Origin of the sequence: Streptomyces mirabilis, from assembly GCF_039503195.1 — a bacterium.
In the GTDB taxonomy this organism is placed as follows: Bacteria; Actinomycetota; Actinomycetes; order Streptomycetales; family Streptomycetaceae; genus Streptomyces; species Streptomyces mirabilis_D.
Genome location: NZ_JBCJKP010000001.1, coordinates 302,496 through 318,680, shown reverse-complemented (window position 1 = coordinate 318,680; position 16,185 = coordinate 302,496). Strand labels below are relative to the sequence as shown.

The window sequence follows — 16,185 nt, the reverse complement described above, 5'->3', positions numbered from 1 at the left end:
ATCCGCCCGGTAGGCAGCGAGATCCTCACTGGTGGGAAAGGTTATGAGGTGGGCCTCGACCTGATCGTCCAGAGCGCGTAGCCGGCGCTCAAGACGCCCTCCATACTCGGCAAGGAGTGGCAAGACAGCGCCCTCATAAGCGTCGAAGGCGCCCAAGCCGCCCTCAGGTAGCCTCGCGAGCATCAAGTAGGTGACGGCCATGGCTCCTCATAGCGGTCTGTAACCGATGATCATCTGAGCCTAGCTGGAGTAACGCCCTCAACGATGCCTATCTGCGCGAACTCTTAGTTACTACCCTGTTGGCATGTCGCATCCGGGGCCTTCTGCTGTGGAGAATCACGCTGTCCGAGGCCGAGCGCAAGTTGAACAAATGGTCGAACCGGCGGCCGTCGGGCCCCGGCCGTCGACTCGGCCGAGGGCAAACTGGCGGACGAGGTCGTCGAGCAACTGGTGATGCCGTGCCGCAGGGGGTCGCGGTACGCGCTGCCGCTTGGACGCGGCACGGGAACATCGGGGGATGCCCGCGGGGCATGCGCAATCGTGAGACGGTCCAGATCCGGCGGCAATGCCGTGGCGGAGGGACATCGCGCGCCTCGCGCAGCGGATCCTTGCTCGGCACCGACATAAGGCGCCTGGGTGCTTGTGTCCCCTGCGGCCTGTCAACCCGGCGGTCGCGGCCTTGCTCCTGTCCCCTCCGCTGTACGAGGTCGATTATTTCGCTGTCGAGCACACGAAAATCTATGTTGGCCAGAGTAGACATTGGGTGGTGGCTTGGTTATGGTTTCTCTCGTAGCTCAGAGAGACAGCAGGGCCTGGCAGACACGAACTGCCGGTCAGCAGTACGTAGTTGCAGTTGGCAGGACGGTGCGGTGGTGGAGTTCCGAAGCCAGGTTTGTTGCAGGATGGCGACGGGGCTGACGACCGGACCGGGTGGCCCGCGGTGATCTGGGGCCGCCGTGAGCAGTACCGCAGTGGCAGTACCCGTAAGTGCAGTTCGCAGCACCCAGCAGTGAAGTCAGTGAGCAGTACCTCGGTGAAGGCGTCGGCTGCGGACGCGCGCACCGGGAGGTTCGGCGGTGGGGTTCCAAGCCAGAGCAGACGCAGGACGGGCGACGGGGCTGGCTGCCGAAGAGTGGCGCTGTCGCAGGTCACTGAGCAGTTCGCATCACCAGCGGTGCGCAGTAGAGCAGTACCAGAAGTACGCAGTCCCCGTTTAGTAAGTGATGGATCCCAGAGGGAAGAACGGAGGAGCCGAGCGCCATCAGGATCGCCCGGGCAGAAGCGTTGAACCCGGGTACCGCAGGACATCGATAGTGAGGTGGTCTCCGGTCAAGCAACCGCGATCCCCGTATTGCCCGTGCTCTCCCAGATGGGCATGCGGACGCAGAGAGTCGGCGCAGTATCAAGGCCGGCAGATGGTGTAGCAGTTCCTTCGGGGCCTTGGTGCCGTACGGCACCAAGGCCCCTCCACGCGTTCCACAGAGAGGTGCAATGACAGCAGACGACTCGTTCGGCCGTCTCGATGACGACGATTACCCCGCCTACACGATGGGCCGGGCCGCCGAGATGCTCGGCACCACCCAGGGCTTCCTGCGCGCCCTCGGCGAAGCCCGCCTCATCACCCCGCTCCGCTCGGCGGGCGGCCACCGCCGCTACTCCCGCTACCAGCTGCGCATCGCCGCCCGCGCGCGGGAACTCGTCGACCAGGGGACCCCCATCGAGGCCGCCTGCCGCATCATCATCCTCGAAGACCAGCTCGAAGAAGCCCAGCGCATCAACGCCGAATACCGCCGCGCCGCCGAATCGGCGAACCCACCGCCCGCGACCTGAGACGGCGAACCTGCGACTTCCCCAGGAACGTCGCGACTGCCGCCCATGCAGGCCGCCCGGGACGCAAAAGGGGCGCGGCTGGTGTCGGCGATCGAAGGGGTGGACCGGCTGCTCGGGCTGGTGGCTCCAGGAGGCGCGCCAACGACATGGCGGGCGGGCGACGGTGCAGCGCCTTCTGGGCGGCCGGGCCGGACGCCAGGCGGCCGACCGGGCCCGCGGCATCGACCCCCGCCCCGTGGCCCCGCGCGCCCTGCCTGCCTCCGCGAGCGTGAGCCGCGCCTTCCCCCGGCACACCCTGGACGGCGCCGCTGTCCGAGCGGCCCTGCTCGACCTGGTCGTCACCCTCGCCCTCCAACTCCGTGGTCGGGGCGCGATCCGCGTCGCCACCACGCTCCTGCGCGCCTCCTGACCTGCCCGACCCCCGCCGTGGAGGCGGGACCCGTGCTGCTCCAACCGCCCGGACTTCCCGGCCTGTTGCCCCACGCTTTGCCGCACTGGCCGGATGCCACCGCGGGGCGTGGGCCTGGCCGTGCGTTTCGATTGGGCGGCCCACGCCTGCGGCCATGACTGAGATACTCACGCCGACTCCCGATGATGCCTTCGAGATGCTGCTGGCCGGCAATCAGCGGTTCGTCACCGGCTTGCCGGAGCACCCCGACCAGGACGCTGCACGGCGCACCGAGACCACGCCGGCTCAAAGTCCCTTCGTGGTGCTGTTCGGGTGCTCCGATTCCCGGCTGGCAGCCGAGATCATCTTCGATCGGGGGCTGGGTGATCTGTTCCGCACGGCAGGGCATGTGGTCGGTCCGGAGGTGCTGGGCAGCGTGGAGTATGGGGTGAGCGTGCTGGACTGCCCGGTGGTTGTGGTCTTGGGGCATGATTCGTGCGGGGGATCGCGGCTGCCTGCGCCGCTGCCGATGGTGGTAGGGCGCCCGCCGGTTTCGTCCATGACGCCGTCGAGCGGGTGACCCCGAGCGTCCTGGCGGCTCGCGCCGCCGGACGCGACCAGGCCGAGGAGATCCTCCACTAGCACATTCGGCACACCGTCGACCTGCTGCTGGACCGCTCCCGCGTCGTGGCCGAGCGGGTGGCCGCCGGCCGCCTCGCTGTGGCGGGTCTGTCCTACCGGCTGGCCGATGGCAGTGCACAGCTGGTTGCCTCTCATGGCCTGAGCAGGGCTGCTGCCTTCGCATGGTGAAACCCGCTGCCGGCTGCCCGTCTGTCGTACGGGCAGCACGCGCGCTGATGGACGAGCAGACCGCGGTGCGCGGGACCCGAATGGGCTCACGCGGTGCCATCGGCCTTGGTTCGTCGTTGAGCCGACGAGACCATGGGATGGGGAGAGCGGAGCAGTGAGATGAGAGGTGCGAGGGTGACGGCAACAACCAGTGGCATCGAGAAGGCGGCTGGTGTGCTGCGCGCCGGGGGCCTGGTGGCCTTCCCGACCGAAACCGTTTACGGTCTGGGCGCCAATGCCGAGGAATCCGCCGCCGTCGCGCGCGTCTTCGAGGTCAAGGGGCGTCCGCCCTCCCACCCGCTGATCGTCCACATCGGCGGCGCGGAGCATCTCGACGACTGGGTCGAGGACGTGCCCGCGGCGGCGCGTCTGTTGGCCGAACGTTTCTGGCCGGGGCCACTCACGCTGGTCCTGCGGCGCGGTCGCCGGGTGCCGCTCGAAGCGACCGGTGGCCTTCAGACGGTCGGCGTGCGCGTGCCCGGCCACCCCGTCGCACTTGCGCTGCTGTCGGCCTTCGGCGGTGGTGTGGCGGCCCCGTCCGCCAACCGCTTCGGCTCGGTCAGCCCCACGACGGCGGACCATGTCCGTGCGGAGCTCGGTGTTGCCGTCGACTTCGTGCTGGACGGCGGTCCCTGCGAGGTCGGCGTCGAGTCGACCATCGTCGACGCCACGGGCGATGCCCTGAGCGTCCTTCGGCCCGGCGGGGTGACGCGCGAGGACCTCGAAGAGGTGCTGGGGTGCGCGCTTGCGGTTCCCTCGACGAGCCGCGTTCGGGTGCCGGGCCAGCATCCTTCGCACTACGCGCCGCGGGCGCGGGTCGTCCTCGTCGAGCCGGAGAAGGTTGTCGCCGAAGCGGAGCTCGCGCAGGAGCTGGGGCACCAGGTGGGCGTTTTGCTTCCCCCTCTTTCGACGACACTGCGGTGAAAGTGCACGCCGGGGTGGCCCTCCCCGCTTCGATGGCCACCTACGCACGCGGGCTGTATGCGTTCCTGCGCGAGCTCGACCAGCGGGGGTGCGACCTCATCGTGGCGTCCTTGCCGGTGGAGGAGGGGCTGGGACTGGCGATCGCCAACCGGCTCCGCCGCGCCGCGGGGCCCCGGCCCTCCTAAGTGACCAGCACCGACGCCGTGGGATGTTCCTGCAAGGGGGCACCGGATGCGCCTGCGACCCCAAGTGCGGCCGCTCGCCGCGTACAACAGGCTCACCGGACACGCGTGCGGGGACTTCGGTGCGGGCGGTCAACGGCGCAGATCCTGACGCCGGCCACGAAGCGCAACTTGGGCCCGAACGTGGGCGCGGCCAGGGAACAGCGGGGCAGGCCACTCCACGGTCGTCCTCACCGAGCGCCGGAGTGGCGGAGCCAAGCAGGAAGTCTGGTTCTCCGTCAGGCTCTCCGACCTCGTCATCAACGACCTCAAACGCCGGCCCGGAAGAACACGCTGGTGCGCCCTGGCCGACCAGGCCACGACACCGTCCTGGACCACATCACGGTGACGGAGAAGACCGGCCTGGTCGACTTCGACACCACGCTGTTCAAGCAGACCCCCGCCGAAGCTTCCCAAGTCGGACATGACCCCCCGGTCCCGGCCGCCGGCCAGCCCCCGATCGTCCTCCCTCCGCCGTCGAACGCCACGCCCACCCCGGTGGACCTGGGGCCGGCCTTGAATGGCCAGTCCGCCAACGCAGTTGGGCGCAGTTTCTCGGATCTCCCGACGTGGGTGGGGTGCCCAACTGGCCCCCCGGCCTATCCCACCACCGAGCAGCGCCCACCGTCCTGACCGATGTGCCGCACGAGGCCGCCGTCATGGCGGAGGAGATCTTCGGACCGATCCTCCCGGTCCTGACCGTGCGCGACGTCGACGAAACCAATCTTGAAGGAGCCAGGAACCGCACCCATGGCATTGCTCAGACGGACTCCCAGACGTCCACGTGCGTGTGCACACCGCTGGAGTCGAGGGAGATGATCTGAACCCACACAGGGCGCCTGCCCGCCGTCACGACACACAACTGCATCCCGGGCAGCACTTGGACATGGGTCGTCCCGCTGGCAGCCACCAACTGCTCGCAGTGCCACGCTCCATGGGACTTTTTCGGCGGTAGGACGGCGACCCTGGCGTTAGTGCCAGCGACAAGGTCGAATGTGCCGTCGCCCCGGGCGCTCGCACGCAGGTCATCGCCCTGTCCACGCTGCGGGGGCGTTGCGTCCAGCGAGACGAACGTATCGCCGAAGAGCACGTCGGTTGCCGATCGGAGCTTCTCCGGTGAGGTCGGGACGCTCGTGGGGTGATCGGGGCCAGGTGACGTGTTGGTCATCGCCGGGACAATCGCGATAGCGGCTGCGACGATGGCAGCGATTGCACCGATGACGGCGATCAGCACTCCTCGGTTGTGGCCGCCGCTGCCAGGCGTCTGCGGTGGCTGGGTGCTGGGAGCTGCAGTGGTCATGGCTTCCCCCTGCTGGTGTGTGCCGTTTCGCTGCCTGCGAGGCGATGGTCTTCACGCTGTCAGAGCGTGGTGCATCCGCACCACGCTCGTGTGTTACCGCGCGGAGGCATTGGGGGCGCACCGGGAGTTGTTCGAGCGCCCCGGATATTCGTCCGAATCGCGCGGTCCCAAAGGGGTGCCTGCCTCGCCTCCACACCGCGTGCACAAGGAGATCCAGCGGGTTCGGTATCACCACTGGAGCGGGTGCCGACCCCGGAACTGGTGGAGCCGGTCCTGTCCGCCTGGCGCTTCGAGCGTTGCGGCCGTGCCCTGGACTTCGGGCGCCCGCCCGGGCACGACCTGCGCGAGATCCTGGACGCGATCCTCTATGTGAGCCGCATCGGGGTGCAGTGCCGCTATCTGCCGCACGACTTCCCGCCCTGGGAGTCGGTCTACGGGTACTTCGCGAAGTGGCAGAAGGACGGCGTGTTCGCCCAGCTCAACGGCCTGCTACGGGAGTTGGTCCGGCAGAAGGAGGGCAAGCGCGCCCAGCCGTCGGCCTGTGTGATCGACGCGCAGAGCGTGAAGACCTCCACCAGCGTGCACGCCGCGGACCAGGGCATCGAGGCGGGCAAGCCTGGCCGACATCACCTGTTACACCCTGGTCGTCTCCCTCCGCTACGAGGACCTGGTGCGTCGGCAAAACCACGACTCGAATGTATCGGGGTCGTGCTGGGCCAGGTGTGGCAGGGCTTGGCCGGCCCGCCACCGGTTGTGCTGGGGAAGCTGATCGAGACGCAGGTTCTCGATAGCGCTGCGCCAGACGGTGCGCCATTCCTGCGGCAGGGCGGGGCCATGGCGCGTGCCGAGGTCGGAGAAACTGACCGCAGCGCTGGCGGCGCAGCGCATGGTCCGAAGCCCACCGGGTCTTCCACGCCACCCTGTTGGAGGGCTGCGGCAACCTTCCTCCTGCTGGAGCCCTTCGACCGGATGTGGACCGCGAGCGAGCTGGCCCGCCGCTGGTCGGCGCACCACAACCCCGGCCGGAACGCCGTCGGCGAGCACCGCCGGCTGGAGCAGGCGGCGCTGGCTCGCGCCGCCGACACCGCGGTCTGGATGAGGTACTGGCCCAGCACCTCATCCAGACCGCGGCTCAACTGACCGACCGCACCCACCGCGAACCCGCGAAAAAGCCTGACGCGTCCCGCCGACCTGCGCCTGATCACCGACAGCGGAGCGGTGGACGTCGCCGACGTCGCCGAGTGCCACCTGCTGAGTGGGTGTTTTTCGACTCAGCTCGCTAGCCAGGGACAACTTGTCCGGGGTTAGAACTGCCCTTCATCCGGTCTCCGGTTCGCGTCAAGATTGTCCTGTCGAACAGAGGAGGTCGGACGATGGACCGGGCGTTGCTGGCGGATTTTCTCCGTGCGCGTCGTGAGGCGTTGCAGCCGGAGGATGTCGGGCTTCCCCGCGGGCAGCGGCGCCGCACCGGCGGGCTGCGGCGCGAGGAGGTGGCGGTGCTGGCCGGGATGTCGGCCGACTACTACAGCCGAATCGAGCAGCAGCGGGGTCCGGCGCCGTCGGAGCGGATGCTCGTCGCCCTTGCCCGGGCGCTGCGCCTCAACCAGAGCGAGCAAGACCACCTCTTCATCCTGGGCGGGAACCCGGCGCCGCGGCGGATCCCGCGGGACGATTACATCGGTCCCACGATGACGCGGATCGTCGCCGGCCTCTCGGACGTGCCCGCCATCGTGCTGTCACGGCTCGGCGAGGCGTTGCTGCAGACGCCCCCGGCGGTCGCCCTGCTCGGTGACTACACCCAGTACTCGGGTATGTCGCGTTACCTGGTCTACCGTTGGTTCACCGGTGATCCGCGGGTCCGAGGCCTGTACCCCGTCGAGGACCATCCGATACGGGGCAGGGTCTTTGCCGCGGAGATCCGGGACGCGTACACGGCGGATCCCACAGGGAGAGCCGGCGAGATCGTCGCGGCGCTGCTGGAGGCGAGTTCCGAGTTCGCGAACATCTGGCGGTTGCACGAGGTGGGCGTGACCCATCATCACGACCTCAAGCGCTACCTGCACCCCGAGTTGGGGGAACTGGAGCTGTACGCCGAGATGCTGTTGGATCCGGAGCAGTGTCAGACGCTGCTGGTGTTCACCGCCGTGCCCGGTTCCCCGAGCCACGGCAAGCTTCAGCTCCTGACCGCCGTCTAGCGGCTGTCGTCCCTCACACACCTGAAGGCACTGCCTCGAAGCCGAGGTGTGCCCGGGTCTCACGATGATTCGAATTCGAAGCATCCCCTATGCCTGAAAGGTGGCATTTGTCATGAAAGCAGTGCGTTTCCATGAGTACGGCACTCCGGACGTCTTGCGTTACGAGGACGTGGAACAGCCGGTCCCCGCGGCCGGGGAGGTCCGGATCCGGGTGGCCGCGACGTCGTTCAACCCGGTCGACGGCAACATCCGCGCGGGCTTCATGCAGGGCCCCATCCCGGTGACCCTGCCGCACACCCCCGGCATCGACGTCGCGGGCACGGTCGACGTGCTGGGCGAGGGCGCGGACAGGGTCCGGGCGGGTGACCAGGTCGTCGGCTTCCTGCCGATGACCGGCGCCGGCGCGGCGGCGGAGTACGTACTCGCACCGGCCGGCCTGCTGACGGCGGCGCCCGCGAGCCTCCCGCTGGCCGATGCGGGCGGGCTGCCGCTGGTCGGGCTCACCGCCTGGCAGGCCCTCTTCGGCCACGCCAAGCTCACTGCCGGCCAGCGGGTCCTGATCAACGGTGCGGGCGGCGCGGTCGGCGGCTACGCCGTCCAGCTGGCCAAGCACGCCGGCGCACACGTGATCGCCACGGCCGGGCCGCGCAGCAGCGAACGCGTCAGGACGGCGGGTGCCGATGAGGTGTTCGGCCACGGGGTCCCCGAACTGTCCGCGCTGGTCGACGTCGTGCTCAACCTCGCGCCGGTCGATCCGATGCAATTGGCCGCGCTGACCTCCGTGGTCCGCGACGGCGGCATCGTGGTGAACACGACGGTGTGGATGCCCGCGCCTTCCGACGAGGAACGCGGCGTGCGCGGCGTCAACCTCTTCGTCAACAGCGACGCCGCGCAGCTGGCGAGGCTGGTGACGCTGGTCGACTCCGGAGCGCTGCACGTCGACATCGCTCGACGGGTGCCGCTGGCCGAGCTGCCGGCGCTGCACGCGGAGGCCGCAGAAGGCGCGCTCTCCGGCAAGGTCCTCGTCCTTCCCACCGCCGCCTCTCTCACCTAGGCGACCTTCTCCGGCACGGCGATCGCATCGCGTCTCCCTACAAGCGGTCGAGCCATCGCGGGGAGCTGCGCTCTGCCGGACCTGGCAGAGCGCAGCCCCAGCAAATTCATGCCGGTCACAGCCGAATCTTGGCCTGGAGCTCCACCGCTCGTACGCCTCACACCAGCTCAGACCCACGCGCCAAAAAGATAGGACAGCCATGTCACTCGGTTTCGACCCCGAGTTCGCCCAGGTTTTCGCCCCCATGGCCGAGGCCATGGCGCACGCCACACCCCCGGAGGTAGGCGACGTGCCCGCACGCCGCGCCATGTGGGAGCCGATTATCGGTGCCGCCTCGGCGGCCCAGCCGATCCCGACCGACGTCACGACCGCCGAGCACCACGCAACCGCCGACGACGGCACACAGATCACCATGCGCTGGTACGCCAAGACCGGCGCCGCAGCGGGGTCGGCGGTGCTGTTCTTCCATGGCGGCGGCTACATCTTCGGCCACATCGACCTGTTCGACGGACCGGTCTCGCGCTACGTCTCCGCCAGCGGGGTGCCGATGCTGTCGGTCGAATACCGCCGGGCCCCCGAGCATCCGTTCCCGACGCCGGTCGAGGACGCCTACGCCGCCCTGCGCTGGCTGCACGAACACGCCGGCGAACTGGGCGTCGACCGGGGCCGGATCGCAGTGATGGGCGACAGTGCCGGGGGCGGACTGGCCGCGGCTTTGTCGATCCTCACCCGGGAGCGCGGCGGTCCGGCAATCGCCCGGCAGATCCTGCTCATGCCGATGCTCGACGACCGCACTACCACGCCCGACCCGCACATCGAGCCGTACCTGCTGTGGTCCTACGACGACAGCCGCACCGCGTGGGCGGCGCTGCTCGGCGACGCGGCGGGCAGGCCGGACGTGCCCGCCACAGCGGCTCCCGCCCGGCTCGAGGACGCGACAGGGCTGCCCCCGGCCTACATCGAGGTCGGCCAGCTCGATGCCTTCCGCGACGAGGACCTCGCCTACGCGACCAAGCTCAGCCGGGCAGGCGTCCCTGTGGAGTTCCACCTGCACCCCGGCGTCCCGCACGAATTCGACTCCATCGCCTTCACCACCGACGTCGCTCGCCGCGCCACCGCCGACCGCGTCCGCGTCCTCAGCTCCCTCTGACCTTTACCGCTCATCTGACAGCTCTGAACAGCAGAAAGCGATATTCCGTGACTCTTTGGACCCCCTTCACCGTCGGGGCCATGGAACTGCCGCACCGGCTGGCCATGGCACCCATGACCCGCGACCGCTCCCTGACGGACGGCGCACCCAGCGCGCTCAACGTCGAGTACTACCGGCAGCGCGCCTCGATGGCCCTGATCATCACCGAAGGCACCCAGCCCTCCGCCGACGGCCAGGGCTACCTGCTGACCCCGGGCATCTACACCGACGCCCACATCGCTGGCTGGCGCAAGGTCACAGACGCCGTGCACGCCGAGGGCGGCCGCATCGTGGTCCAGCTCATGCACACCGGCCGTATCTCCCACCCGGACAACACTCCGCACCAGCGCACGCCCGTCGCCCCTTCGGCCATACAGCCCAAGGGCGTCATGTTCACCACCGGCGGCCCCCAGGAGATGCCCGTCCCGCGGGCCCTCACTGCCGACGAGATCACCGGTGTCGTCGACGAGTTCCGCTACGCGGCGGCGGCGGCCGTCGCCGCCGGGTTCGACGGCGTCGAGATCCACGGCGCCAACGGCTACCTCCTCCACCAGTTCCTCTCTGCCAATGCCAACAACCGCACCGATCAGTACGGCGGCTCCGTCACCAACCGCATCCGCTTCACCGCCGAGGTGACATCTGCGGTCGCCTCCGAGATCGGCGCCGACCGGACCGGCCTGCGTATCTCCCCCGGCAACCCCTACAACGACATCACCGAGCACGACACCCACGACGTCTACCCGGCACTGCTCGGCACCGTCGACCCGCTCGGCCTCGCCTACCTGCACGTCATCCAAGGGCCTGACGAAGAACTCCTCCAGCGGATGCGCCAGCAGTGGTCCACCGCACTGATCGTCAACCGCGCCGGCACCCCGCTCGACACTCGCTTCGCCGATCTCGACTCCGGTCTGGCCGACGTCGTCACGGTCGGCGCCACAGCACTGGCCAACCCCGACCTGCCCCACCGCATCCGCACGGGAGCGCCCCTCAACGAGCCCGACCCGGCCACCTTCTACGGCGGCGACCACCGCGGCTACACCGACTACCCGGCCCTCACCACCACCGCTACGAGCTGAACCATGACCACTTTCCTCATCAGGCCCGACGACAAGACCGTCACCATCACCGTCCAGCAGCGAACCCTCAGGGCACCCCAGGATGCCTTCCGCATCCTGACCCCCATCGACCTTCCCGCCGTCTTCCGCCCGGTCTTCCCGTTTCCCGGGATCAGTGGTGTGAAGAACCAGACCGAGGCCTGGGACCACGCGGGCCCCCGAAGGAACCCGCAGTTCGACGACGGCTCCCAGGCCGACGAAGAACTCACCGAATACACGCCCGGATCCAGCTTCGCCTACCAGCTGACCAACTTCACCAACATCCTCTCCCGCCTCGCGGCCGGAGTTCGGGGCGAGTTCAACGTCAACCCCGACGGCGACGGCGCACTCATCCGCTGGACCTACGAGTTCAAGCCGCTGCCCGGCCGACGCTGGATCCTCGCCGGCCCCTTCGCCCCGCTCTGGCGCCGCTACATGGCCGCCGCCCTCGACCGGTGCGTCCACGTCATCGAAACGGAGAGGAACAGCGAGCCGGTGCCGCCCCGGGCCAGCTGACGGCCTGAAGCAGCACGACATCAGCATCCCGACCGGCCCTCGTCTTTGCTCCGCGCCCGACTCATCGCCCGACTGCGCGTCCCGGCAACGAACGCGCCACCGCTAGCGGCCTTGCGCGTCCTGACAACCCTGGTACACATCCCCTGCGAACTCACGAGCAGCGCCTCGGGCCGAAGGACGCCGAAGCTGGTTACGACCGAAGAGCAGGGCGAGCACGCTGTCGCAGGCTGCCGGTGGTGAGCGGCTGCCAAACGGCGGAGTACGGGGCGAGCAAGATCACTTGTATCCCACAGTCGAATGCGCTCAGGGCCTGTGGGTCGCGGCCGAGTTGCTGTCGGCTGCGGTCCGCAGCCGGCAGTCCGAGCTTCGCGGCGTCAGCGGGTTCGAAGCGTGCCAGGCCGCGGTACGGCGGTATGGCGTCCTCGCCTTGGATCCGGGGTCCCCGCTGGCGGCCTCGGGATTCCCCACGTACGGCTGCCTCCCGGTCGCCGTCGACGGCCCTCGCCCGCAGCTCTCGGTCAGATATCCCTCCGACCGGCACGGCGGGACCAGCATCGTTCAGTTCCATGCTCTATACGTGTCCGGCAACCGGCCGAAGGTTCCCGCTGAGCTAGTGTGATGCGCCGGAAATCGCGGGCTTAAGTCTCTTGCTGGTTTTCGGTGGCTGGCGGAGTGACCTTGGTGAGGTAGTCGGCGAGGGATTTAAGGATCTCGTCGGCGGTCTTGGTCCAGGTGAAGGGCCTGGGGCTCTCGTTCCACGAGTCGATCCAGGCCCTGATGTCGTCCTCCAGCGCCTTCACGAGGTGTGGACACCGCGGCGGATGAGTTTGTCGGTCAGCAGACCGAACCACCGCTCGACCTGGTTGATCCAGGAGGAGCCGGTCGGGGTGAAGTGCACGTGGAAACGGGGGTGTTTGCCCAGCCATGTCTTGATCTCGGGGGTGTTGTGGGTGGCGTAGGTGTCACACACCAGGTGCACGTCGAGTCCGGCGGGGACCGCCTTGTCTATCGTGACCAGGAACTTCTTGAACTCGATGGCCCGGTGGCGGCGATGCAGTTCACCGATGACAGTGCCGTCGGCGATGTTGAAGGCGGTGAACAGGCTGGTGACGCCGTGCCGGAGCTAGTCGTGGGTGGTTCGGGCATGCCGGGCATCATCGGCAGCACCGGCTGCGAGCGGTCCAGCGCCTGGAGCTGGGCCTTCTCGTCCACGCACAACACCACGGCCTTCTCGGGCGGGTCGTGGTACAGGCCGACGACGTCGACGACCTTCGCGACGAACTGCGGGTCGATGGACAACTTGAAGGCATCCTGCAGGTGCGGCTTGAGGTCGAACCGTTTCCAGATCCGGCCCATGGTGGACTTCGACAGCCCGGTCCTGGCCGCCATGGAAGACCGCGACCAGTGGGTGTCCTGGCCCGGAGTGGATTCCAGCGTCGCGACGATGACGTCTTCGACCTGGTCGAGCAGGATGGACGGCGGCCGCCCCGGCCGCGGTTCGTCGACCAGCCCGTCCAGCCGCCGCTTGACGAACCGGGACCGCCAGCGGCTCACCGACTGCTCGCGCACCCCGAGTTCCGCCGCCACCTGCTTATTCGTCCCACCCTCTGCGCACCGCAACACGATCCTCGCGCGCAGCGCCAGGAACTGCGCGGTCTTCGCCCGCCTCGCCCAGCGCATCAGCTGAGCCCGTTCGTCATCTCTGAGCACCAGCTCCGACTTGCGCCGGCCCGGCCGCGGCTCATCCACGAGCCCTGCCATCCGCCGGTCAGCAAACCGCGAGCGCCACTTCCTCACCGTGTCCGCTGTTACCTCGAACTCCGCCGCCACACACGTATTCGGTTTTCCGTCCGCGCACGCCAAGACGATGCGTGCCCGCTCGACGAGGCGGGGCGCCACCGCCCCGCCCGCCCAGCCCAGCAACTCGGCGCGCTCCTCATCAGACAGCACAACTTCGACGGCACGAGGACCCCGAGACGTGAAAACAGGCTACAGACTTAAGCCTGCGATTTCCGGCGCATCACACTAGTGCTGGATTCCTCAAAGGAAGTACACATAGCGGCGGCGTAAACGCCTGGTGGGCGGTGCGGGTCTGCCCCAGATCCAGGGTCGGGCGCGGGCGTTGAGCTGGGCTGTGGCCACTTCGGTGGCGTGGGTGATGTGGTCGCGGTCGCCGAAGGAGCGTCCGGCCAGGGCGGTCTTGCGGAAGATGCGCCACCAGCCTTCTTGGAGGTTGAGCCAGCAGGCGCCGACTGGGATGAACACATGCTGGATGCGGGGATGTTCCTCGAGCCAGGTTCGGGTGGACACGCTGTTGTGGGAGGACAGATTGTCGGTGATCACGTAGATGTCCCCGACGGGGTTGGCGTCCTCGACCAGCTGAAGGAACTGCTGGTAGAAGGCACTGTTACGGGAGGTGGCCGTCAGCGTGAGCTCCTGGCCGTCCCGGACGCGTAAGGCGCCGTAGACCCAGGTCTTCTCCGGTCCGCGGGAGTAGTCGAGCTCGTTTTTGATGCGGTGTCCGTCCGGTGACCAGCCCGGTGCCGGCGGGAAGGTGCGTGGGATCACCGGGCCGAGTTCGTCGGCGCAGACCACCGTCGCGCCGTCGGGCGGGCTGGTGTACAGCTCGACGATCCGCGTCCTTTTCCCTCGAAGTCCACATCTCCCGAGCGCGTCCACGAGCGCGTGCGCCGCCAGCGCACCCCCTCGGCCAGCAGGATCCGGCGTACCTGGGAGCGGCTGACCTCGATGCCCAGGTCCCGGGCCGCGGCAGCCAGTGTGTCCAAAGTCCACTCCGAGGGCCCCAACTCGTCCGCGGCCCACATCTCGTTCGACGGCTGCACCTCCAGCCGACCCGGCGGCGTCAGCCTGACCAGGCCGACGATCCTCGAGCGCTCGGCCTCGGTGATCCTTCGCCTGCGGCCCTGCCCGCCCAGATCCTCCAGTCCCTCCAGCCCCAAGCGGTTGAAGCGGTGCAGCCAGCGGCGCACCGTCTTCTGACCGCACCGCAGCTCGTCGGCTATCTGCGGGACCAGCCAGCCGCCCCAGCTCAGCTCCACCATCCGGCAGCGCTCCACCACAACCTTGGGCGCCTTTCTGGCCGACGCCAGGCGGTGGACCACCGCTTGCTCACCCTCGTCACGGCCCGGCCGTGCCCTCAGCACCACTACCCAGCACCCGCCCCCGAACACCCGCAACTGCCCCGCTACCCGCAGCTATACCCACCGAAAGAGGAATCCAGCACTAGTAGGACTCCGTTAGGTCTGTCCGGCGGTCCTGTTTGGGGGCATGTTGGAGGTGTGGATGCATTTGAAGTGAACCGTGCTCGGGCGAAGTTGGCGTTATTCGTGGCTGATGTGTTCGCGTCGGTGCCGCGCAAGGATCAGCGGGCGAAGGGTGACTGCTATCTGCGGGGGCTGATGCTGGACGGGCGGCGTAAGTCGATCCAGGCCATGGCGGAGCGGCTGGCGGATGGCAACGAGCAGAACCTGCAGCAGTTCGTGAACCAGTCGACCTGGGATCCGGTGCCGGTGCGGCGGCGGATCGCGGAGCGGATGGTGCCGCAGATCGGCCCGGCTGCCTGGGCGGTCGATGACGTGTCGTTCCCCAAGGACGGAAAGATGTCGGTGGCGGTCGCGCGCCAGTACTGCGGGGCTTTGGGCAAGCAGGCCAACTGCCAGGTCGCGGTGAGCGTGCACGCGGTCTCCGACACCGCGTCCTGTCCGCTGCAGTGGCGGTTGTTCGTGCCCCAGGAGTGGGCGCACGATGCCGGACGGCGGAAGAAGACCGGGATACCGCCAGGGGTCGGGCACCGGGAGAAGTGGCGCCTGGCCCTGGACACCTTCGACGAGCTGGCGGGGTGGGGTCTGGTGCCGCCGGTGGTGGTGGCCGATGCCGGCTACGGGCAGAACGCCGACTTCCGGGCCGGCCTGAGCGAGCGGGGCATCGGCTATGTCGTGGCGGTCCGTTCGGACGTGACCCTCCACCCGCACGACGCGCAGCCCACCGCCCCGGCCTGGTCCGGAAACGGCCGCAAGCCGCAGCCCCGCTACCGGCACAAGCCGTCCTCGGTGGCCGCGCTGGCCGCCGGCCACGGACGACAGGTGTTCACCGAGGTGAGGTGGCGTGAAGGCTCCCGCGGGCCGATGCGCTCGCGCTTTCTGGCGCTGCGGGTGCGGCCGGCCGGCATCAGGGCCCGCCTGGCCCGGGCCGCCGCCATCGCCGAACACGGCCACTGGGACGGTGTCCTGCCCGAGGTGACGCTGCTGGTCGAATGGCCCCCGGACGCCCCAAAGCCCACCGACTACTGGCTCACCAGCCTGCCCGCCGACACCCCGGTGGCTGAACTGGTCCGCCTGGCCAAGATCCGCTGGCGGATCGAGCACGACTACCGGGAACTCAAGCACGGCCTCGGCCTGGACCACTTCGAGGGACGTTCCTGGGCCGGCTGGCATCACCACGTCACCCTGGTCACCGCCGCCCACGCGTTCCTCACCGAACAGCGCCTGGCCCCAAAAGCCGATACAGCGGACTCACCCTCTACCAGATCCTCGACGCCATCCAAGACCTGCTGAACTGCTGGACCGGCACCTGCACCACCTGCCACCGCCCCTTGCCCAGAACAA

General features: G+C 68.7%; 12 protein-coding genes and 5 pseudogenes. 13 read left to right on the top strand and 4 right to left on the bottom strand.

The window, feature by feature from the left end:
• Window positions 1-1,491: 1,491 nt before the first annotated feature.
• The 5 genes and pseudogenes from AAFF41_RS01695 to AAFF41_RS51310 all read left to right on the top strand — a co-directional run bounded on the left by AAFF41_RS01695 (window position 1,492) and on the right by AAFF41_RS51310 (window position 5,036).
• Window positions 1,492-1,830: a MerR family transcriptional regulator gene (locus tag AAFF41_RS01695; protein ID WP_319753831.1), complete on the top strand. Its 339-nt coding sequence runs from the start codon at window positions 1,492-1,494 to the stop codon at window positions 1,828-1,830.
• Between the two features lie 163 nt (window positions 1,831-1,993).
• Window positions 1,994-2,239, top strand: a complete 246-nt coding sequence (locus AAFF41_RS01690; RefSeq protein ID WP_425526091.1) for a hypothetical protein — start codon at window positions 1,994-1,996, stop codon at window positions 2,237-2,239.
• A gap of 154 nt (window positions 2,240-2,393) precedes the next feature.
• Window positions 2,394-3,028 (top strand): annotated as a pseudogene (locus AAFF41_RS01685) (carbonic anhydrase).
• 159 nt (window positions 3,029-3,187) lie between these two features.
• A pseudogene (locus AAFF41_RS01680) lies at window positions 3,188-4,176 on the top strand (L-threonylcarbamoyladenylate synthase).
• Window positions 4,177-4,781: 605 nt separating this feature from the next.
• Window positions 4,782-5,036 carry an aldehyde dehydrogenase family protein gene (locus tag AAFF41_RS51310; RefSeq protein WP_425526090.1) on the top strand — a complete coding sequence of 85 codons (255 nt, stop codon included), beginning with the start codon at window positions 4,782-4,784 and terminating at the stop codon, window positions 5,034-5,036.
• On the opposite strand, the gene AAFF41_RS01670 is transcribed toward AAFF41_RS51310, so the two are convergent.
• Window positions 4,973-5,512, bottom strand: a complete 540-nt coding sequence (locus AAFF41_RS01670; protein ID WP_319753859.1) for a hypothetical protein — start codon at window positions 5,510-5,512, stop codon at window positions 4,973-4,975. The genes AAFF41_RS51310 and AAFF41_RS01670 overlap by 64 nt on opposite strands.
• Before the next feature lie 234 nt (window positions 5,513-5,746).
• On the opposite strand from AAFF41_RS01670, the pseudogene AAFF41_RS01665 reads away from it, so the two are divergent.
• The 7 genes and pseudogenes from AAFF41_RS01665 to AAFF41_RS01635 form a co-directional block, all read left to right on the top strand.
• Window positions 5,747-6,127, top strand: a pseudogene (locus AAFF41_RS01665) (transposase); the annotation flags it as partial.
• Between the two features lie 269 nt (window positions 6,128-6,396).
• A pseudogene (locus AAFF41_RS01660) lies at window positions 6,397-6,795 on the top strand (FCD domain-containing protein); the annotation flags it as partial.
• Window positions 6,796-6,885: 90 nt separating this feature from the next.
• Window positions 6,886-7,707, top strand: a complete 822-nt coding sequence (locus tag AAFF41_RS01655) for a helix-turn-helix transcriptional regulator (RefSeq protein ID WP_143606260.1) — start codon at window positions 6,886-6,888, stop codon at window positions 7,705-7,707.
• 112 nt (window positions 7,708-7,819) lie between these two features.
• On the top strand, window positions 7,820-8,761 hold the full coding sequence (locus AAFF41_RS01650) for an NADP-dependent oxidoreductase (RefSeq protein WP_343323305.1): 942 nt from the start codon (window positions 7,820-7,822) through the stop codon (window positions 8,759-8,761).
• Window positions 8,762-8,960: 199 nt separating this feature from the next.
• Window positions 8,961-9,911: an alpha/beta hydrolase gene (locus AAFF41_RS01645; protein ID WP_343323304.1), complete on the top strand. Its 951-nt coding sequence runs from the start codon at window positions 8,961-8,963 to the stop codon at window positions 9,909-9,911.
• A 47-nt stretch (window positions 9,912-9,958) separates the two neighbouring features.
• Window positions 9,959-11,026, top strand: coding sequence for an alkene reductase (locus AAFF41_RS01640; RefSeq protein ID WP_343323303.1), 1,068 nt, complete (start codon window positions 9,959-9,961; stop codon window positions 11,024-11,026).
• Window positions 11,027-11,029: 3 nt separating this feature from the next.
• Entirely contained in the window at window positions 11,030-11,560 is a 531-nt protein-coding gene (locus AAFF41_RS01635; protein ID WP_343323302.1) for an SRPBCC family protein, read from the top strand.
• Between the two features lie 638 nt (window positions 11,561-12,198).
• On the opposite strand, the pseudogene AAFF41_RS01630 reads toward AAFF41_RS01635, so the two are convergent.
• The 3 genes and pseudogenes from AAFF41_RS01630 to AAFF41_RS01620 form a co-directional block, all read right to left on the bottom strand.
• A pseudogene (locus tag AAFF41_RS01630) lies at window positions 12,199-13,510 on the bottom strand (IS630 family transposase).
• A gap of 90 nt (window positions 13,511-13,600) precedes the next feature.
• On the bottom strand, window positions 13,601-14,155 hold the full coding sequence (locus tag AAFF41_RS01625; protein ID WP_343323180.1) for a transposase: 555 nt from the start codon (window positions 14,153-14,155) through the stop codon (window positions 13,601-13,603).
• Window positions 14,125-14,682 carry a helix-turn-helix domain-containing protein gene (locus tag AAFF41_RS01620; RefSeq protein WP_343323300.1) on the bottom strand — a complete coding sequence of 186 codons (558 nt, stop codon included), beginning with the start codon at window positions 14,680-14,682 and terminating at the stop codon, window positions 14,125-14,127. The genes AAFF41_RS01625 and AAFF41_RS01620 overlap by 31 nt, the downstream gene beginning before the upstream one ends.
• A 177-nt stretch (window positions 14,683-14,859) precedes the next feature.
• Here AAFF41_RS01620 and AAFF41_RS01615 point away from each other — a divergent pair, with 177 nt between their 5' ends.
• Window positions 14,860-16,134, top strand: a complete 1,275-nt coding sequence (locus AAFF41_RS01615; protein ID WP_343323301.1) for an IS701 family transposase — start codon at window positions 14,860-14,862, stop codon at window positions 16,132-16,134.
• The last annotated feature ends 51 nt before the right edge of the window (window positions 16,135-16,185 follow it).